Raw genomic sequence first — 18,899 nt, forward strand, 5'->3', positions numbered from 1 at the left:
ATGACCCCGCGCAGTAAACACCCCGTGAACGATTCCTGGCCGCTCGACGGACCCGCACCTCCCCGCCAAGTAGAATCGCTGCAATGTACGTGAAGATCTGCGGGCTGCGTGATCCCGCCACCGCTCGCCACGCCGTCAACGCCGCAGCTGACGCGATAGGCGTCGTCATGAGTGCCCCGAGCCCCCGCCACGCCTCCCCTGAACAGGCGGCTGCGGTCATCGCCGCGGCCCGCGAGGTGAACCCGGGAGTCGACACCGTACTCGTCGTTCGCGAGATGCCAGCGGTCGAAGCTGCGGAGACGGCCTTGCAACTCGGCTTTGACGTGCTGCAGCTCCACGGCGGATATACGGCCGAAGACTTCTCCGCAGCGGCAGCGATTCATCACCGAATTTGGCGGGCGGCGAGCCTCGCAACCGAACCCGGCCTCGTTGCCGGGAGTTATGGGGAGGAGCGTATCCTCGTCGACAGCGCAATTGCTGGTTCAGGCGAGCCGTGGGACCTCGGGCTCATCGAGACAGCTCAGCTCGGCACCGAGTGGCTGCTCGCCGGCGGGCTCAACCCAGACAACGTCGCAGCAGCGGTGGCAACCGCGCGACCGTGGGGTGTTGACGTCTCAAGCGGGATCGAATCAGCTCCAGGGGTGAAGGATCTCGATCGAATTTCGCGATTCATCGCAGCCGCGCGCGGCGAGTAACGGCTCAGGCCGCCCCGCCGCGCTGGTCGCGACTTAGCGCGCCCCTGCCGCCTGCGTCGCGTTCACCCACGACTCGAGCTTGGCCTCGGCCGCACCCGAATCGATGACGGACTCGGCGAGCTCGAACTTCTCACGCAACCGTGACAGGAGAGGTGTCTCCACTGTCTCTGGCCGAGCGGCGATGTCGTAGGCCACGAGCCCCGCAGCCGCGTTGAGGAGCACGATGTCGCGAACGGGCCCCTTCTCGCCGCCGAGGACACGCCGAACCACGTCTGCATTTTCTTCGGGAGTTCCACCAATAAGCGAAGAAATATCAGCACGTGGGATTCCGAGGTCGCGTGGTTCGAGATCGTGCTCGGTCAGTCCCCCGCGGCTCACTTCCCAAATTCGTGAGTGGCCAGTGGTTGTGAGCTCGTCAAGGCCATCATCGCCGCGGAAGACGAGCGCAGAGGCGCCGCGCAGGCGGAACACGCCGACAAAGATTGGGACTCGGTCAAGATCCGCGACACCGACAGCAGACGCCTCCGGCCGCACCGGGTTGCAGAGCGGGCCGAGAAAATTGAACACGGTCGGGATCCCGAGCTCAGCACGCGGCTCAGCTACGTGCTTGAACCCCTGCAAGAAGCGCGACGCGTGCACAAAGGCGATGCCAGCCTCATCAAACGAGCGAACGAGCTGTTCTGCATCGAGCTGCAGGTTGATGCCGAGCGAGGTAAATACGTCGGAGGAACCGGACAGGCTGCTCGCAGCCTTGTTACCGTGCTTCACGACGGGCGTGCCAGCCGCTGCAGCAACAATGGACGCCATCGACGAAATATTCACCGTTCCGAAGCGGTCTCCCCCCGTTCCCACAATGTCGAGGGACATAATGGGCAGTTTGATTGGCGATGCCTCGTCGAGGATGGCGTCCCTAAAACCGATTACCTCCTCGACGGAGACGCCCTTCGCCTGCAACGCTACGAGGAAGCCGCCGATCTGCGCGCCACTCGCCTCGCCCGTCATAAAGCGCGCCATCGCCCACTCGGCCTGCGAAACACTGAGGTCCTCTCGTGCGAGGAGGGTCGAAAGAATTGCTGGCCAAGTCCGATCTTCAGTCATGAGACAATCCTAGTGACGACACGCCGAACCCCGGGCGAAGTGGTCCATGAAGGTGAGCAAGCGGGGTAGGCTGTAACGGTATTTGGCACAGATTATTCGGCGCGCCGATGATCAGTGAAAATCCACACCAAACTTTCAGCCATAATGGAAGGGTGACAACGACCACTATGAATACCAAGTCAGCCGTGCCCGCGGTGAAGCGACCAAACGGAGTCGCCGTAGGCACGATCGTGTGGCTCGGCAGCGAGGTCATGTTCTTCGCTGGCCTGTTCGCGATCTACTTCACACTTCGGGCCATGAACCCCGACCTGTGGCTCGAACAGACCGCCAAGCACAACTTCACCTTTGCGGCGATTAACACGTCCATCCTTGTGCTCTCCTCGTTCACCGCCCAGGCGGGCGTGTTCGCGGCGGAGCGGATGCAGCCACGCCGCACCGGCTGGAGCCCGATGAAGTGGGGAACCGTTGAATGGTTCTTCCTCACGTTCTTCATGGGAGCCATCTTCGTCGCAGGCCAGTCGTACGAGTACGCAGTCTTCGTCTCTGAGGGCGTCACGCTCGCCAGCGACCCATACGGCTCTGCGTTCTACCTCACGACAGGCTTCCACGGAATCCACGTGACCCTTGGCCTCTTTGCCTTCCTCCTCGTGATCGGCCGCATTTACGCGGTCAAGAACTTCACCCACAAGGAGGAGACGACGGCCGTCGTCGTGTCGTACTACTGGCACTTCGTCGACATCGTCTGGATCATCCTCTTCTTCATCATCTACGTAATTAAGTAGAGTCAGGAGCAATAGACATCATGGCTCGTGCCAAGAAGAACTCCGCAAAGACTGGGCGTCGTCACCCACTTGCTACCGCCGCGTTGCTCGCGGTCGGTCTGGTCGTCACCGGTGCTGCATATGCTGGCATCAGCACAACCTCAGCAACGGCAGAGGTTGACCTCAACTCCCCCGCAGTGATCAAGGACGGCGAAAAGCTGTTCGCGGCCAACTGCGCAACGTGCCACGGCATGGGAGCAGAGGGAAGCGGAAGCGACGGCCCCTCGCTCATCGGCGTAGGAGCTGCATCCGTGCACTTCCAGGTCGGAACCGGCCGTATGCCGCTCGCCTTCCAGGGCCCACAGGGCATGGTGAAGCCGAAGCAGTTCACCGAAGAGCAGACGCTCCAGATGGCGGCATACGTCGCTTCTCTCGCCCCAGGGCCGGAGCTTCCCGATCCGCAGCTGCTCACCGGAGAGGGCGACGCCGCACGCGGCGGCGAGCTCTTCCGCATCAACTGCGCAATGTGCCACAACGTTGCAGGCGCCGGCGGCGCGCTCACCCAGGGCAAGTGGGCTCCCCCACTGACCGGTGTCGAGCCGACGCACATCTACAACGCGATGGTCACCGGGCCGCAGAACATGCCTGTCTTCAGCGATGCGAACATCACGCCTGAGCAGAAGGCCGACATCATCACGTACCTCAAGTACATCGAGGACAAGCCAGCCATCGGCGGCTTCTCGCTCGGCTCGATCGGTCCGGTTGCTGAGGGCCTGTTCATCTGGGTGATCGGCCTCGGCTCGATCGTCGCACTCACCGTTTGGGTCACCGCGAAGTCAAACTAGTCGGAAACGACTGAGTCAGACTCGCACAGCATCTACACTTTTCAGGAATCAAGGAGCAAAATGGCAGAGGAAGCGAAGAGCAGCGGCGGCGACAACGCCGTTGTTGCCGCCCAGAGCCACGGCGCTGATTTGTCCTCGGCAGGCGCCGCGGTCATCTCGAGTGACGCCGTGCAGAACCCGGGCCTTCCCCCGCACCGCAAGCGTGTGACGGAGCTGGATCCGAAGAAGGAAAAGAGCGCGGAACGCGTCGTCTACTCCCTCTTCTATCTCTCAATCGTTGGCAGCCTCGGCTCGGTGCTTGCCTACATGTTCTTCCCGATCGAGACTGGCGAGGAAGCGGCTATCCGCCTCCACACCATCTTCGTCGGGTCGGGCATGGCCCTCGCACTGCTTGCCCTCGGCATCGGTGCGGTCCACTGGGGCAAGGCGATCATGTCGGACGTCGAAGCGATCGACATGCGCCACCCAGCGCCAAGCGACGAGCCGACCCGCGAGGCGGCTGCAGAGGTATTCAAGGTTGCTGACGAGGAGTCGGGCTTCTCGCGCCGCAGCCTCGTGCGGAACAGCCTCCTCGGCGCACTCATCGCCTTCCCGCTTCCCGGCATCACGCTGCTGCGCAGCCTCGCTCCCCAGGACATTGATCCTGTAGAGGTGCTTCGCCACACGATGTGGGAGAAGGGCATCCGCCTGGCACGCGACAACGGTGGTCACCAGATCGGCGAAGCTATCCGCGCCGCTGACGTCACTATCGGATCCGTGTTCCACGTCGTGCCTGAGAACCTGGCCACGGCTAAGGACGTGCTCAACGAGAAGGCGAAGGCAATTGTTTTGCTCATCCGTCTCGATGAGAAGGATCTCAAGGAGCGCCCGGAGCGCAAGGACTGGTCGTACAACGGCATCGTTGCGTACTCCAAGGTCTGCACGCACGTCGGTTGCCCCGTTGCTCTGAATGAGCAGCACACGCACCACCTGCTCTGCCCGTGCCACCAGTCGCAGTTTGACGTTGCTGACGAGGCTAAGGTCATCTTCGGCCCGGCAAAGCGCCCGCTGCCCCAGCTTCCGATCACGGTTGACGCTGATGGCTACCTCATCGCGCGCAGCGACTTCACTGAACCTGTTGGTCCGAGCTACTGGGAGCGCCTCAAGTGAGCACCGTAACTGAAAAGCCGACTCAGCAGAGCGGTTCAAGCACCTTCACCGCTAAGGCGGCGAACTACATTGACGAGCGCACGAAGGTTGGCGTTGCCGTCAAGGAATTCGGGCGCAAGGTCTTCCCCGACCACTGGTCGTTCCTCCTCGGCGAGGTCGCGCTGTACAGCTTTGTCGTGATCCTGCTCTCGGGCACGTTCCTGACGCTGTTCTTCCAGGCAACGATGATCGAGGTCGTCTACGACGGCCCGTACGTTCCGATGAAGGGCATCGAGATGTCCGGCGCCATGGCGTCGACTGTCGACCTCTCGTTCTCCGTTCGCGGCGGTCTCCTGATGCGTCAGGTGCACCACTGGGCGGCGCTGCTGTTCGTTGCCTCCATCGGCCTGCACATGCTCCGCATCTTCTTCACCGGTGCGTTCCGCAAGCCGCGTGAGCTCAACTGGGTTATCGGATTCGTGCTCTTCATCCTCGCGATGGCAGAGGGCTTCACCGGCTACTCGCTCCCCGACGACGTGCTCTCGGGCAACGGCCTCCGCATCATCGACGGCCTGCTCAAGTCCTTCCCGGTCGTTGGCACCTGGCTCTCGTTCCTCTTCTTCGGTGGCGAGTTCCCCGGCGTTGACATTGTCGGCCGCCTGTACATGCTCCACATCATGGTGCTTCCGGCACTCGTGATCCTGTTTGTCGCACTGCACCTCGCGTTCGTGGTCATCCACAAGCACACGCAGTACCCTGGCCCCGGCAAGACCCAGCAGAACGTTGTTGGCTACCCGGTACTTCCCGCTTACGCGGCGAAGGCTGGCGGCTTCTTCTTCATCGTCTTCGGTGTCATCGTGCTCATCGCGACATTCTTCGGAATTAACGCGGTCTGGATGTACGGGCCTTACGACCCCTCCCCTGTTTCCGCTGGTACTCAGCCTGACTGGTACATCGGCTTTGCCGATGGCATGCTCCGACTGATTCCGCCGGGGTGGGAGACTGAGTGGTTCGGCTACACCTGGTCGTGGAACATGCTTGTTCCCGTGATCATCATGGGTGGCTTCATCGTTCTCGTCGCGATCTACCCCTTCATTGAGGCGTGGGTTACGGGCGACAAGCGCGAGCACCACATCCTTGACCGCCCGCGCAACGCGCCGACCCGTACCGCTATCGGTGCAGCCGGTGTCACGTTCTACGCGGTCATGTGGGCAGCAGCAAGCTCCGACCTCATGGCGACGCACTTCCAGCTGTCGATCGAAGGCGTTATCCACACGCTGCAGGCACTGCTCATCCTTGGCCCGATCATCGCCTACTTCCTGGCCAAGCGCATTTGCCTTGCCCTGCAGAAGAAGGACCGGTCGATCGCGCTGCACGGCTACGAGTCAGGTCGCATCGTTCGCCTTCCGGGCGGCGAGTACGTCGAGGTGCACAAGCCAGTCAGCGACTACGAGCGCTGGGAGCTTGTCAGCTACCACGACTACGCACCTGTCATGCTCCGTCCGAACGACGACGGCCGCATTCCCTTCGGGAAGCGTCTCCGTGCAGGATTCACCCGCTGGTTCTTCGAGGATCGCATCGTTCCTCCGACCCAGGCTGAGATCGAGCACGGCAAGGAGGAGGGCCACTAAGCCCCTCTCCCGCTGAGACTGAACCCCCTGCCAAGCACATGCTTGGCAGGGGGTTCTTTCGTTGCTAGACCCTCTACTCCTCCTCCAGGTGAGGTCGCTGCCGCTCCTCCGAGCGCTGGGTTCTCTCTGTCAGCGCGATTCGCCCGCGTCGCGCCAGATAGTCGACGCGACCGATGCGCTCGAAACCCGCGAGTCTAGAGAAGGGTGGCCTTCGGAGTACTCGGGTACTCAGGATTAGTCGGGTGGGTATGGGGCTGCTGACTGCACGTTTCCTTGGCATGTGTGGTTCCCGCGGGCTGCCAGCCGGCAGAAGCCAGAGTGTGTCGGTGTGGGGTTCTCACCTCGGCCAACCGCGTTCCGCGGCAGTGAGGGCGCCTCGGACGTCTCAGGGATCCCCACGTCGTACTCCTGGCACTGCTTGCTCGGGCACTGCTTGCTCGGGCACTGCTTGCCCTGGAACGGCTTGCTCTGGAACTGCTTGCTTCGGGCAGTGCTTGCTCCGGGCAGTGCTTACCCGAGACGATGCGGCAGCCCCCGAACGCAAGCCTGGGGCTTCCTGCCTCCCCCGCCCCAGCTCGATGGATGAACAGGACGCACCCCACCGGGCGCTCCCCTGCCGCGTTATTGAGGAAATCTGCAGAACCCATCGCGCAGACGCTTGCTCGGGTCCTATCTTCTGCAGATCGCAGAGATATCGCCGGCTGGAGGCTATGTCGCCGGCCCTAGGCAGGTCCTGAGGCTGCGCGAGGCATTCCCCAGATGAACCTCGCTGTGAGCAGAGATGTGCCTCACCGCGAGCAGAGATGTGCCTCACCGCGAGCAGAGATGTGCCTCACCGCGAGCAGAGATGAGCCTCGCTGCGAGCTGAGATGTGCCTCGCTGTGAGCAGCGGGCGCCCGTTGGGCGCCCCCTCCGGCGCCTCGGGCGCTCCCTGGGCTCCCCACGGGCGCTCCCCTGTCGCGTTATCGAGGAAATCTGCAGATCGTATCGCGCAGAGGCCCGTTCAGGGCCTATCTTCTGCAGATCGCAGAGATATCGCCGCGCGGGCACTGCATCGACGTTAGGTGCCCATCTGGCCGCACTGTGGCGGAGGCAGCTCGCAGCGCGCAGCGCCACCGCGGTGAGACCAGAGGCGTCCGGGCGCGGGCGAGGGGTCACCGGGCGCGGGCGAGAGGCTTCAGACAACTGAGCGCCGTCCGCCGGGAAGGCCGCGGCCTATTCGCTAGATTCCTGGCTTACCAGCAGCGTTGCCGCCTCGAGGAGCACCTCAGCGAGGGCGTTGCGTCCGAGTGTCGCATGGATCTCGGCAAGCAGCCCGGGGAGCTCGTCTGCGAGGCCTGGCTCTTGGGCGGCAGCGATTGCCTGATAGAGCAGCAGCAGGTGCTCGTCGGTGAGGGGTGCTGCCGAAGCTGGTGCGAGCGTCGTCTTGGTGCTGCGCACCGTTGAGAAGACTGTCTCGGCAATGGTCGCACTGCTCACAGCGTGCGGGGCGCCTCCTGCGACGCCAAGGAGTTCACGCACGCAGGCGATGAAGAGCTCGCGCTTGGAAGCGAAGTTCGCGTAGACGTTGGGTTGCGAAACGCCGGCGCGCTCCGCAATAGCGGATGTCTGCGCGCCGGCGTAACCGTGCAAACCGAATTCGACCGTGCCGGCGGCGATGAGGCCAGCACGATTCTCCCCGGGACGCCGTCGCGGGCGACGGGCCCCGGGTGCAGCGCTACTAGGTGCGCTGCTCACCGCTACTCCAGCTCGAGGAGCTTGCGGTAGTGCTCACCGACAGCTTCGAAGCCGCGGTGATTGTAAAACGAGCCGATGCGGGCCGTCGAAGCTGACAGCTGACGTACCCCTCGACCCATGCAGTAGTGCTCGTTGGCGGCGATAAGCCTGTCCCCTACGCCAACTCCGCGGGACTTCTCGTCGACGACGATCTCCTGCAGGTGTGCGGTGAGGCCCGGCGCGTGCAACAGCCGCGAAACGGTCATGAGCGAGTAGCCGGCGATGACGCCGTCTTCCTCGGCGACGAAGAGCACGTTGGTCTCTTGGTCGCGGCGGCGGAGCACATTGTCGTAAGCGACCTGGAAGTCGTCACGGCCGATGGGCTCGCGTCCGGTGGTGAACTGACGGGCCAGGCCGAGGAGCGCAGAAGCGTCCTCGGCCTGGCCGCGGCGGATAGTGATTGCCACGATGTCGAGTTACCTTGCGAAGTGTCCGCGGTAGTACTCGTACACCCAGCCGATGATGGCAACGATGCAGAGCGGGATCGACAGGAACGAAATCCAGAAGTTGAACCCGAGGCACAGGCCGAGCACGAACAGCGACGCGGCAAGCGCGAGCATGAACGGCCACCAGCTCCAGGGGCTGAATTCACCGATCTCGGGGTCTCCGTCGTCGATGTCCGAATCGTCGCGGTCCTCGATGAGGAGTCCACCCTGCTTGCGCTGAACGAGCATGAGGTAGACAGCGACGAACCCGCCAAGGAACGCGCCGCCGAAGATCGCAGTGGAGCCAGCCCACTCGATACGTTCGTGCGTAATCCAGTTCCACCCGGTGTAGACCGCGCCGAGAACGACGAAGTACACCGTGAGGATCCAGAAGATCACAATGTTTGACTTCATTAGTGAATACTCCCCTGGTTACTTCTGCTCGGCGAAATCGGGAACAGAGGCCGGCTTCGGCTGCTCGATACCACTCACCTCAGGGTGATTGAGATCGAAGGCAGGCGACTCGGTGCGGATGCGCGGAATCGACGTGAAGTTGTGGCGCGGCGGCGGGCAAGAAGTTGCCCACTCGAGCGAACGGCCGTAGCCCCACGGATCGTCGACGGTAACCTTCGGTGCGCGGCGTGCGGTGATGTACACGTTCAGGAGGAACGGGATCATCGAAGCGCCGAGGATGACAGCACCAACGGTTGACAGCTGGTTACCCCACGTGATGCCGTCCTCTGGCAGGTAGGTGTAGTAACGACGTGGCATAGCCATGACGCCGAGCCAGTGCTGCACGAGGAAGGTGGTGTGGAAGCCAACGAAGAGCACCCAGAAGTGGATCTTACCGAGACGCTCGTTGAGCATCTTGCCGGTCCACTTTGGCCACCAGAAGTAGAAGCCAGCGAACATCGCGAAGACAACCGTGCCGAACACAACGTAGTGGAAGTGAGCCACAACGAAGTAGGTGTCGGACAGGTGGAAGTCGAGTGCTGGCGATGCCAGGATCACGCCGGTGAGGCCACCGAAGACGAAGGTCACGAGGAAGCCAAGCGACCAAAGCATCGGAGTCTCAAACGTGATCGAGCCGCGCCACATGGTTCCAAGCCAGTTGAAGATCTTCACGCCGGTCGGAACCGCGATGAGCATCGTCATAAGGGCGAAGAACGGGAGCAGGACGGAGCCGGTCACGTACATGTGGTGAGCCCAGACGGTCATCGAGAGCGCAGCGATCGCGATCGTTGCGTAGATGAGCGTCTTGTAACCGAAGATCGGCTTGCGGCTGAACACCGGGAAGATCTCCGAGACGATGCCGAAGAACGGCAGCGCGATGATGTAGACCTCTGGGTGCCCGAAGAACCAGAAGAGGTGCTGCCAGAGAATTGCTCCGCCTTCACCGCTAAAGACCTGTGCGCCGAAGATGCGATCCGCTGCAAGTGCGAAGAACGCTGCCGCGAGGACCGGGAACACGAGGATCACGAGGAGCGAGGTCACGAGCGTGTTCCAGGTGAAGATGGACATACGCCACATCGTCATACCCGGTGCGCGCATCGTGATGATCGTCGTGATGAAGTTCACGCCACCCATGATCGTGCCGAAGCCTGCGATGCCGAGGCCAAGAACCCAGAGGTTTCCGCCGACACCTGGCGAGTAGGTCACGTCAGACAGCGGAGCGTATGCAAACCAGCCGAACGATGCTGCACCCTGCGGGGTGAGGAAGCCACCGACCGCGATGAGGGAGCCGAACGTGTAGAGCCAGAACGCGAATGCGTTGAGCCTCGGGAACGCCACGTCAGGAGCACCGATCTGCAGCGGCATCATGACGTTTGCGAACCCTGCGAACAGCGGGGTTGCAAACATGAGCAGCATGATGGTGCCGTGCATGGTGAACAGCTGGTTGTACTGCTCCTTGGTCGCGATGACCTCAAGGCCTGGAGCGAACAGCTGCGCGCGGATCAGGAGGGCCATAAGGCCACCAACTAGGAACCACACGAAGGAACTGATCAGATACATGTATCCGATCACCTTGTGATCCGTGGAGGTCATCCACGAAACGATGATATTACCCTTCTTCATCTCTATCTTCCCTCGCTAGTCGTTCTGGGCCTTGGCCTCGTCGCCGTGGAACGACTCGATGTTTGCATTCACTTCGTCCCCGACACGACCGGTCTTACCCTCGGCGCGGAGCGACTCGACGTACGCGTCGTACTCGGCTTGTTCGACCACCTGAAGCTCAAAGAGCATCATGGAGTGATCCTGACCACACAACTCAGCACACTTACCCATGAACGTGCCGGTTTCAGTCGGCGTGAAGCTCATGTAGTTGGTCTGGCCGGGGATCATGTCCTTCTTGTACAGGTACTCAACGACCCAGAAGGAGTGGATGACATCGCGGGTCTCGAGACGAATCTCCGTCGTCTTATCCACGGGCAGCATGAGGACCGGCATGGTCTCGGGGATAGCCGAGCCCTTGTCGTCGGTCTTCACCTGGACGCCCTGGAAGTACACGTCGTCGGAGATGTAGTTAAAGTCCCAAGCCCAGCGCTTGCCGTAGACCTCTACGACGTTCTCCGGGTTGTCGTAGCGAGCCTCGATCTTTGCCTGCTCCTGCGCGGTGAACGCGAAGAAGCCAAGCACGAGGATCACGGGGACAACCGTGAAGAAGGTCTCAATGGGCATGTTGTAGCGAAGCTGCACCGGAAGGCCGGTCTGGCCCTTGCGGCGGCGGTACGCGATGGTTGCCCAGATGATGAGGCCCCAGGTGATTGCACCAACACCCAGCAACACAATCCACGAGTTCACCCAGAGCGCAGTGATGCCCTCCGTGTGGTTCGTGGCATTAGTGGATCCCTCGGGGAGGAAGCCACGCTGCTGCTCGGGAGTACAGCCAGCGAGCAGAAGAGCCGCGCCAATGGCGACGGGGGCCGCAACCCATTTGTTTACACGATTGGAACGCACCGCATACCTTTCGAATTCTTACCGGTCATTGCCCACGCAGGCAGGCGAAACTGATGACTACCTGTTAGCTTAGCGCGAAGCTGAGCGTTCCCCGAACGCAAACGGGGTGTCGCGCGGAACAGGTCGAACATTCTTGCTTATGCGAAGCTGTCGCCGCAGGCGCAGCTACCCTCCGCATTTGGATTGTCTATGGTGAAGCCCTGCTTCTGGATGGTGTCTTCGAAGTCAATCGTCGCACCGGAGAGGTACGGGATGCTCATCTGGTCGACAACAACCTCAACGCCTTCGAAGTCAACGATCGCGTCGTTTTCGAGCTGGCGCTCGTCGAAGTAGAGCTGGTAAATGAGGCCAGAGCAGCCGCCCGGCTGTACCGCGATGCGCAGGCGAAGATCGTCACGGCCCTCCTGGTGCAACAGGCTGCGAACCTTGTCCTGAGCTGCGGAGCTCAGAGCGACCCCGTGCTCGCGTACTGCAGTGTCGTTACTCAATGCGTTCTCCTCTGCTCGTGGCTTCTGCCCACCGGCATCCACCCAATTACTGCCGCCCGTTAACGCTTGCTCGCTAACTCAGGCCCGTGTCTTCCGCCCGGATTTCACCCCAAAACGGTCGTGGGCCGAGGCTTTTTCTCGGTCCGAGGCCCAAATAATTGCTCTCAGGCCTGACGTCTCCAGTCTACGCCGGTTAGAGGCGATACGCTTGGTATCAAGAGTACGAACCCGTGCGGGTGTCTGATGAGAGGAAACCACAGGCGATAATGAGCGGTGGCAAGCGAGACGAGACAGCTGGATCGACCCAGGATGAGGCAGCTGAGGTTGAGGGCAAGGGACGCCCGACACCGTCGCGCCGCCAAGCACAGGCGGCCAAGGCGCAGCCCATCGTCGGGTCGCACGACAAGGAGCTGCGCAAGCAGCAGCGCCAGGCCCAGAGCGAAGCAAGGGATCGCGCACGCGCCGGCATGATGGCCGGTGACGAGCGCTTCCTCACGCAGCGCGACCGCGGCCCGCAGCGTCGATTTGTGCGCGACTACGTCGATGCGCGCTGGAGCGCTGGCGAGTTGCTCATTCCAGTGATGGTGATTTTCTTGGTCGTGGCAATGTTCCCCGGCTGGGTACAGGTATACGGCGTGTTCTTCGTGTGGGCATTCTTGCTCTTCGCGATTATCGACGCCGTGCTCCTCACCTTCACGCTGAAGAAGAAGCTTGGGCAGAAGTTCGGTGAGAACAACGTCCAGCCGGGGTTCAAGTGGTACGGCGCGATGCGCGCCATGCAGTTCCGCATGCTGCGCATGCCGAAGCCGCAGGTGAAGCGTGGGAAGTTCCCCGCGTAACACGCCACATCACGCAGCAACGCAGAAGGGGCCCGGATCACTCCGGGCCCCTTCTGCGTCTCGCGAGGTGAGATGCTGCGTCAGCTGCGCTGGCGCCATCCCGCCCGCCGCAGCCCGCGGTTGATATCGCGTGCCCACAGCGGCCCCTCGTAGATGAACGCGGTGAAGCCCTGCACGAGGGTCGCGCCTGCCGCGAGTCGCGCAAGCACGTCAGCGGCCGACGTCACTCCCCCAACCGCGATCACACAGAAATCTGCTGGAGCAGTCTGCCTGATCCGTTCGAGCACGGCAAGCGAACGGTCGGCGAGCGGCGCGCCTGAGAGCCCGCCTGCGCCCATCGCGGCAACCTCAGCGGCTTGCGCCGTGAGACCCTCTCGCGAAATCGTTGTGTTCGTTGCGATGATCCCGTCGAGCCCGAGTCGCACAGCGAGCGCCACGATCCCGTCGATCTGCTCGTCTTCCATGTCGGGAGCGATCTTCACGAGGAGCGGCGTCTCCCCAGCTGCGCGTTTGACCGCGGCAAGCAACGGCTCGAGGAGCTCGAGCTCTTGCAGTCCGCGCAGGCCGGGTGTGTTGGGCGAGCTGACGTTCACGGCAAGGTAGTCGGAGATCGGTGCGAGCCGTTCGGCGCTCCACACGTAGTCCCCGGTCGCGTCCGCGACGTCGGTTACGCGGCTCTTGCCGATATTCGCGCCGATCACGGGCCGGGTACGCTTCATCCGCGCGCGCTCGATGCGCGGCACTGCGGCAGCGGATCCCTCGTTGTTGAAGCCCATCCGGTTGATCAGGCCACGGTCGGGAACAAGCCGGAACATCCGCGGCTTCGGGTTGCCGTCTTGGGCGTGGCGCGTGACCGTTCCGACCTCAACGTGGCCAAACCCGAGCTCACCGAGCCCAAGGATCCCCGCGGCGTTCTTATCGAAGCCGGCCGCGAGACCGAACGGGCTCGGGAAATCCATGCCGAGGGCGTGCACCCGCAGCGACTCGTGCGGCTTGCACACGGCCCGGACGAGGCCGCCGAGCAGTGGAAGGGCACGGATCACCGTGAACGCGAGGTGATGCGCGCGCTCCGGATCCATGCGCTTCAGCACGGTGCTGAACAGCACCTTGTACGGGGTGACCGGTGCCGAGGACGGGCTCGCCGATGTAGCAGTTGGGGTCTGAGTCACGCGTGTCCCTACTTCTCGTTCGCAGTGTCGGTTTCGGCGCGGCCAGCAGCGGCGCCGCCCGAGGCCGCGCGCGCGTCGCGCAGTTCGCGCACTGCCGCCTCGAAGTCGTCGAGTGAGTCGAAGGATTGGTAGACGCTCGCGAAGCGCAGGTACGCCACCTCGTCGAGGTCACGCAGGTGGGGCAGAATGGCGACCCCAATATCGTTCGTGTCGAACTGCGCGACTCCCGTGAGCCGCAACGACTCCTCAACGCGTTGCGCGAGCAGGGCGAGATCCGCTTCCGTTACCGGGCGACCCTGGCACGCTTTACGCACGCCGACCATGACCTTCTCGCGGCTGAACGGTTCCACGACGCCTGAGCGTTTGATGACCGTGAGGCTCGCCGTTTCCGTGGTCGTGAAGCGCTTTCCGCACTCGGGGCACTGGCGACGCCTGCGGATGGACATACCGTCGTCTGCGGTTCGCGAATCGATCACGCGACTGTCTGGGTGGCGGCAAAAGGGGCAGTGCATCAGGAGCCTTCCTGTTCGAAGCGTGCGCTCACTGCCTCGCCGTGCGCTGGGAGGCCCTCGGCCCCGGCAAGCGCGAGCAAGGGGGCTTCGGTTGCGGCGAGAGCCGCTCGGTCGTACTGAATAATCTGCTGTGGGCGCAGGAACGTGTGCGCGCCGAGTCCGGAAGCGAACCGCGCTGTGCCACCTGTCGGGAGCACGTGGTTCGACCCGGCAAGGTAATCGCCAAGGCTGACTGGCGTGTACCCGCCGACGAAGATTGCGCCCGCGTCGGTGATTCCGGTGAGTACGCGTTCGTCGTCGCGGGTCTGAATTTCGAGGTGCTCTGGGCCGTACGCGTTCGATACGCGCACGGCGGTGTCGAGATCGTCGACGAGGATCACAGCGGACTGTTGGCCGCTGAGCGCTGTGCGGACCCGCTCTGCGTGAAGTGTTACCGCGGCGCGGGCGTCGACTTCGGCGAGCACGAGACCGGCGAACTCTGCTGAGTCGGTGACGAGCACCGATGCTGCTGCTTCGTCGTGTTCGGCCTGGCTGATGAGATCAGCCGCGACGAAGCTGGGGTCTGCTGAACCGTCGGCGATCACGAGGATCTCCGTGGTTCCGGCCTCTGAATCGATGCCAACAATGCCGCTCACGACGCGCTTCGCTGCGGCAACAAACACGTTGCCTGGGCCGGTGACGACGTCAACGGGTTCGAGCCCGATCTCCGGCACACCGTGAGCGAAGGCAGCGATGGCGCCCGCTCCGCCAATTGCGTAGACCTCGTCGATGCCGCAGAGCGCTGCCGCCCAGAGCACCGCCTGGTGCGGCAGTCCGCCGTTGTCCGCTTGCGCAGGCGAGGCGAGCGCGAGGCTCGGGACGCCGGCGACCTGTGCGGCGACCGCGTTCATGATCACTGAAGAGGGATAGGCTGCTTTGCCGCCTGGCGCGTAGAGGCCTACACGAGAGACCGGCTGCCAGCGCTGCGTGATGCGTGCGCCAGGGCCGATCTCGGTGGTCTTCTGCGCTGGGACCTGCGCGGCGGACCCGCTTCGCAGGCGGGCGATGAGCTCTGTGAGCGCCGATCGCACCTCGTCGGGACAGTCAGCGAGTGACGCGACAACGGCTGCCGCGTCGACGCGGAGCGAGTGCCCCTCGACGCGGTCGTACTCGAGCGCTTGCTCGCGCAGCGCTGCCTCCCCGCGCTCCGCGACGGCCGCGACGAGCGGCCGTACGCGCTCGACGGCAACGTCGGCCCCAAGCGCAGCTCGCGGGACGAGGGAGAGGAGGTCGCCACGGGTGAGCTCGCGGCCGCGGAGATCAGTGGTTCGCATCACCTGAGTAGTCTACCGAGATGGGAGATGCCACTCGCGCACGTGGGGCGAGGCCGCGCCTGCCGTTTCTGCGAGAATGGGCGTATGTGCCGCGCTAGATCCCCTCATCGTGCCTCGCCCCGTAGCCGGTGGATCGAGGGGCGGATCGAGCGGCGGATCGCTCTCGCTGCTGCCCGCAGCGGGGTGCACGCGTGACGCTTACACTTGGTCTGCTCGTCGTCCTCGTGACGGTTGTTGGCGCGGCGGCGCAGCGGATGGCTGGCCTCGGGTTCGCGCTGCTGGTCTCGCCGATCATGGTGCTGCTGCTCGGCGGACACTCCGGCGTACTGCTGGTGAACATCCTCGGGGTGGTTTCGAGCCTGCTCATCCTGCCTCGCGTGTGGCGCGCCGTTGACTGGGCAATGTTTCGGTGGCTCAGCGCCTTCGCAATCGTCGGTTCCGTCGTCGGCGCCTGGCTCGCCCAACGGCTCTCGGCAGACATTATGGCGGTGTCGGTCGGCACGATCGTGCTGCTCGCGCTCAGTCTTTCGGTCATATTCACGAGCGAGCGCTTCACGACGGAGGCGAAGGCCCCCCGAGCCGCAGCCGGGCTGCTATCCGGCTTGACGAACGCCCTCGCCGGCGTTGGGGGTCCGGCGGTGAGCGCGTACGCTGTCCTCACCCGCTGGCCGCAGGCGTCCTTCGCCGCGACGCTGCAGCCGTATTTCGTCGTCACTGGAGCCGCGACGATCGGCGCGAAACTGATCCTCGACCCGGCAGGGCTTCCAGCAGCCGATTGGTGGTTCTGGGCGATGCTGCTCGGCGCGATCGTTGGGGGCATTGCGCTCGGCGAGCGCCTCATGCGCTTCGTCACCACGACGGCGGTGCGCCGCTTTGTCATCATCATGGCATGCGCAGGGGCAGCGGCAACGCTCGCACGTGGCCTTATCGGCCTGCTCGCCTAGGGCGACAGCGCGCTACCCTGGCGCAACCTCGACCATGCCAAGCCAGGCGAGCTCACGTATCCCGGCGACGAGCGCTTCAGCTGCTGCGCTCGCATCAACTTCGAGCAGTGTCGCGAGCGCGTCGGCGATCTGGCGGAGCGTGAGTTCCCCGTCGCACACGCCTACCGCCGCGGCGAGGAGGGTGTCTGCGACTACCCTGCGCCCGATCGGCTGGGCGGTGACGAGGGTGATGGCGCTCGGAGATTCCTCACCGGGCGTGTAGCTGCGCTCCTCGGTGACGTTCGGGTCGCGTACCCAGCGCGCGGCGAGCACGGCGTCGTCGCTGAGTCGTGCGGCCGTGACGCCGGCGCCAAACGCTCGGCGCAGCGAAGCACCAAGACCCGTGGTCGCGAGCGCCCCTGTCGCCTGCTCGGCGTGGATGACGGACCGGTCAGCCGCGGGTGTTGCCTCTGGGTGTTGAGCTTCAGCCGTGCGGCGCAGGTGGATCGCGCCGAGCCCAACACTCACCACTCGGCGCGCGCCGAAGTCGTCGAGCCACGCGCCGAGGAGCGCGTCGAACTCTGGTTGGCCTGGCCGCGCACCGCCGTCGCGAGCCCACGTCTCTGCGTACTGCGCCGTGTCGACCCGGTCGCGCTCGATGACCCAGGCGTCGAGTGGCGACCCGCACGCGTTCGCGGCGTCGCGGATCCAGCTGCGCACGCGTTCGAGCCCGTGCCCTCCCCACTCGGTCTCCCAATTCGCTAGGCACACGAGGGACCCGCCGTCGGCGAGGTGTTGCGGTGCTGTGCGGATCACGTTCGCTGCGAGGTCGTCCCCGGTCATCCCGCCGTCCCGGTACTCGTACCGTGCGGCGTCAGCGTCTCCGCGCGGCGTGATCACGAACGGCGGGTTCGAGACGATGAGGCTGAAGTGGGTGCCGGCGACGGGTTCGAACAGGTTCCCCTCGCGGAAGTCGATTCGGTCGGCGAACCCATTGAGTTGCGCGTTCGCGCGTGCGAAGCTGAGCGCGCGCGCCGAAATGTCAGTCGCAACGATGTCTGGGATGTCGAGGTGTGCGAGGTACAGTGCGACGATGCCGCAGCCCGTCCCAAGGTCAAGGGCTGAGGCGACGCGCTCCGGCGGCACCTGAGCGAGGAGCGTGCGTGTTGCACCACCGACACCCATCACGTGATCGGGTCGTGCCGGCCCGCCGCGGAGCTCGTCGTCAAGGTCTGAGATGATCCACCATTGGAGCGTCTCGCGGCCCGCAGCAGGTTCCCCGGTCGCGATCTCGACGGCGTTGAGCGAGAGCGCGGCGCGCAGCTCGCCTGCCTGACCGTGTGTGACGAGTCCGAGCTCGGCCGCGCCAGCTGTGCCGAGCGAGGGCAGTGCCGCGTCGAGTGCTTCGCCTGGCACAGTCTCCCCCAGCAGAAACACGCTGGCGAGGGTTGCGAGCGCGCCGGGCTCACGCTGGGCAAGGACACGAAGCGCAGGCAGGAAAACGCCGCGTTGCCTGGCGCTCTCTGCGGTGTTGCCCCACATTGATGTGAGCGCTGCGCGCGAGTAGCCGGCGGCGTTGAGGTCGTCACGGAGCTGGGAAATGAGCACGGGATTCACGTGCCAAGCGTAGCGGCTCCCCGCCCTTCCGCTCCGCACAGGGAGGGCAGGACGGGGAGCGCTGGGTGTCAGTATGCGACGGTGAAACGTGCCCGATGGTGCGTTGGCGTCTCGATCTCGTCCACGATGGCGACCCCGAAGTCTGCGCCGCCGATTGCCGAAACGCCGTGCTCGTCGGTGAGGAGCACATCGCCGCCGATCCGGTATTCGCCGCGGTACTCCCCTGCGACCCACGGGCCAAAATCGCCTGCTGGGCTGACGAAGAACCAGTCGAGTGTGCCAGTGCGTGCTCTGAGGTCGTCGAGGACGCCAGCCATTTCTCTGGCCTCGGGCCTGAACTGCTCAGCGAAGTCTTCCGACTCGGCGAGGAGTGGCCCGCCGGGGGTTTGCTCGAGCGAGCCAGCGCCTCCGATGACGCCAAGCCGCACGCCGGCCTGCTCGGCCTGTGTCGCGAGCGCGGCGATCGCGGGCCGCACCTGCCCCGCCATGGAACCGCGCGGGGAGACCGCGACGATGACGACGTCTGCTCCGGCGATGAGCCGTTCGCGCACGTCGTCTTCGAGGATCGATCCTGTGCGGTAGGTGACGCCGGCGATCTGCGCCGCTGCCTCTGTCCGCGAGACGCTCGTCACCGCGTGCCCATTCACGGCCGCGGCCTCCGCAATGTGCGAGCCTGCGTAGCCCGAGCCGCCGAAAATTACGATCGAGGTCATCTGTGGAG

The 18,899-nt window shown here is 64.1% G+C and carries 19 protein-coding genes; 7 read left to right on the forward strand and 12 right to left on the reverse strand.

Annotation, left to right across the window (positions count from 1 at the left end; genetic code table 11):
* Positions 1-83: 83 nt before the first annotated feature.
* Positions 84-695: a phosphoribosylanthranilate isomerase gene (locus SD72_RS02105; RefSeq protein WP_042542784.1), complete on the forward strand. Its 612-nt coding sequence runs from the start codon at positions 84-86 to the stop codon at positions 693-695.
* A gap of 33 nt (positions 696-728) precedes the next feature.
* Here the strand turns inward: SD72_RS02105 and trpD are convergent, their stop codons facing one another.
* Complete coding sequence (gene trpD, locus SD72_RS02110; protein ID WP_042542785.1) at positions 729-1,793, reverse strand: anthranilate phosphoribosyltransferase; 1,065 nt, start codon at positions 1,791-1,793, stop codon at positions 729-731.
* Positions 1,794-1,960: 167 nt separating this feature from the next.
* On the opposite strand from trpD, the gene ctaE reads away from it, so the two are divergent.
* The 4 genes from ctaE to qcrB are packed head-to-tail and all read left to right on the forward strand — an operon-like array spanning position 1,961 to position 6,158.
* Complete coding sequence (ctaE, locus tag SD72_RS02115; protein WP_042542786.1) at positions 1,961-2,575, forward strand: aa3-type cytochrome oxidase subunit III; 615 nt, start codon at positions 1,961-1,963, stop codon at positions 2,573-2,575.
* A 20-nt stretch (positions 2,576-2,595) separates the two neighbouring features.
* On the forward strand, positions 2,596-3,399 hold the full coding sequence (gene qcrC, locus SD72_RS02120; RefSeq protein ID WP_042542787.1) for a cytochrome bc1 complex diheme cytochrome c subunit: 804 nt from the start codon (positions 2,596-2,598) through the stop codon (positions 3,397-3,399).
* Between the two features lie 60 nt (positions 3,400-3,459).
* A complete protein-coding gene (qcrA, locus tag SD72_RS02125; RefSeq protein WP_042542788.1) occupies positions 3,460-4,548 on the forward strand; it encodes a cytochrome bc1 complex Rieske iron-sulfur subunit in 1,089 nt (362 codons plus the stop codon).
* Positions 4,545-6,158, forward strand: coding sequence for a cytochrome bc1 complex cytochrome b subunit (gene qcrB / locus SD72_RS02130; protein ID WP_042542789.1), 1,614 nt, complete (start codon positions 4,545-4,547; stop codon positions 6,156-6,158). Before qcrA ends, qcrB begins: the two co-directional genes overlap by 4 nt.
* 1,215 nt (positions 6,159-7,373) lie before the next feature.
* On the opposite strand, the gene SD72_RS16730 is transcribed toward qcrB, so the two are convergent.
* The 6 genes from SD72_RS16730 to SD72_RS02160 form a co-directional block, all read right to left on the reverse strand.
* Positions 7,374-7,895, reverse strand: coding sequence for a helix-turn-helix domain-containing protein (locus tag SD72_RS16730; protein ID WP_084766688.1), 522 nt, complete (start codon positions 7,893-7,895; stop codon positions 7,374-7,376).
* A 2-nt stretch (positions 7,896-7,897) separates the two neighbouring features.
* A complete protein-coding gene (locus SD72_RS02140) occupies positions 7,898-8,341 on the reverse strand; it encodes a GNAT family N-acetyltransferase (protein ID WP_042542790.1) in 444 nt (147 codons plus the stop codon).
* 9 nt (positions 8,342-8,350) lie between these two features.
* Positions 8,351-8,773 carry an aa3-type cytochrome oxidase subunit IV gene (gene ctaF / locus SD72_RS02145; RefSeq protein WP_042542791.1) on the reverse strand — a complete coding sequence of 141 codons (423 nt, stop codon included), beginning with the start codon at positions 8,771-8,773 and terminating at the stop codon, positions 8,351-8,353.
* An 18-nt stretch (positions 8,774-8,791) separates the two neighbouring features.
* Positions 8,792-10,435 (reverse strand): aa3-type cytochrome oxidase subunit I, encoded by a 1,644-nt coding sequence (ctaD, locus tag SD72_RS02150; protein WP_042542792.1) that lies wholly within the window; start codon positions 10,433-10,435, stop codon positions 8,792-8,794.
* 15 nt (positions 10,436-10,450) lie between these two features.
* The gene (gene ctaC, locus SD72_RS02155; protein WP_042542793.1) at positions 10,451-11,317 is read right to left on the reverse strand and encodes an aa3-type cytochrome oxidase subunit II; all 867 of its coding nucleotides are present in this window, start codon (positions 11,315-11,317) and stop codon (positions 10,451-10,453) included.
* 137 nt (positions 11,318-11,454) lie between these two features.
* Positions 11,455-11,805 carry a HesB/IscA family protein gene (locus tag SD72_RS02160; RefSeq protein ID WP_042542924.1) on the reverse strand — a complete coding sequence of 117 codons (351 nt, stop codon included), beginning with the start codon at positions 11,803-11,805 and terminating at the stop codon, positions 11,455-11,457.
* A gap of 266 nt (positions 11,806-12,071) precedes the next feature.
* On the opposite strand from SD72_RS02160, the gene SD72_RS02165 reads away from it, so the two are divergent.
* On the forward strand, positions 12,072-12,644 hold the full coding sequence (locus SD72_RS02165; protein ID WP_042542794.1) for a DUF3043 domain-containing protein: 573 nt from the start codon (positions 12,072-12,074) through the stop codon (positions 12,642-12,644).
* 80 nt (positions 12,645-12,724) lie between these two features.
* Here SD72_RS02165 and SD72_RS02170 read toward each other — a convergent pair whose 3' ends face one another.
* From SD72_RS02170 to hisD, 3 genes are read right to left on the reverse strand one after another with little or no spacing between them, the layout of a single operon-like run.
* Positions 12,725-13,813, reverse strand: coding sequence for a quinone-dependent dihydroorotate dehydrogenase (locus SD72_RS02170; RefSeq protein ID WP_269745557.1), 1,089 nt, complete (start codon positions 13,811-13,813; stop codon positions 12,725-12,727).
* Positions 13,814-13,821: 8 nt separating this feature from the next.
* Positions 13,822-14,325, reverse strand: coding sequence for a transcriptional regulator NrdR (gene nrdR / locus SD72_RS02175; protein ID WP_042542795.1), 504 nt, complete (start codon positions 14,323-14,325; stop codon positions 13,822-13,824).
* Positions 14,325-15,638: a histidinol dehydrogenase gene (gene hisD, locus SD72_RS02180; RefSeq protein ID WP_042542796.1), complete on the reverse strand. Its 1,314-nt coding sequence runs from the start codon at positions 15,636-15,638 to the stop codon at positions 14,325-14,327. The genes nrdR and hisD overlap by 1 nt, the downstream gene beginning before the upstream one ends.
* Positions 15,639-15,829: 191 nt before the next feature.
* Here hisD and SD72_RS02185 point away from each other — a divergent pair, with 191 nt between their 5' ends.
* Positions 15,830-16,582 carry a sulfite exporter TauE/SafE family protein gene (locus SD72_RS02185; RefSeq protein ID WP_042542797.1) on the forward strand — a complete coding sequence of 251 codons (753 nt, stop codon included), beginning with the start codon at positions 15,830-15,832 and terminating at the stop codon, positions 16,580-16,582.
* 12 nt (positions 16,583-16,594) lie between these two features.
* On the opposite strand, the gene SD72_RS02190 is transcribed toward SD72_RS02185, so the two are convergent.
* The gene (locus SD72_RS02190) at positions 16,595-18,178 is read right to left on the reverse strand and encodes a DUF7059 domain-containing protein (RefSeq protein WP_042542798.1); all 1,584 of its coding nucleotides are present in this window, start codon (positions 18,176-18,178) and stop codon (positions 16,595-16,597) included.
* Positions 18,179-18,246: 68 nt separating this feature from the next.
* Positions 18,247-18,891 (reverse strand): NAD(P)-dependent oxidoreductase, encoded by a 645-nt coding sequence (locus SD72_RS02195; protein WP_042542799.1) that lies wholly within the window; start codon positions 18,889-18,891, stop codon positions 18,247-18,249.
* Positions 18,892-18,899: the final 8 nt, after the last annotated feature.

Origin of the sequence: Leucobacter komagatae (assembly GCF_000834055.1) — a bacterium.
In the GTDB taxonomy this organism is placed as follows: domain Bacteria; phylum Actinomycetota; class Actinomycetes; order Actinomycetales; family Microbacteriaceae; genus Leucobacter; species Leucobacter komagatae_A.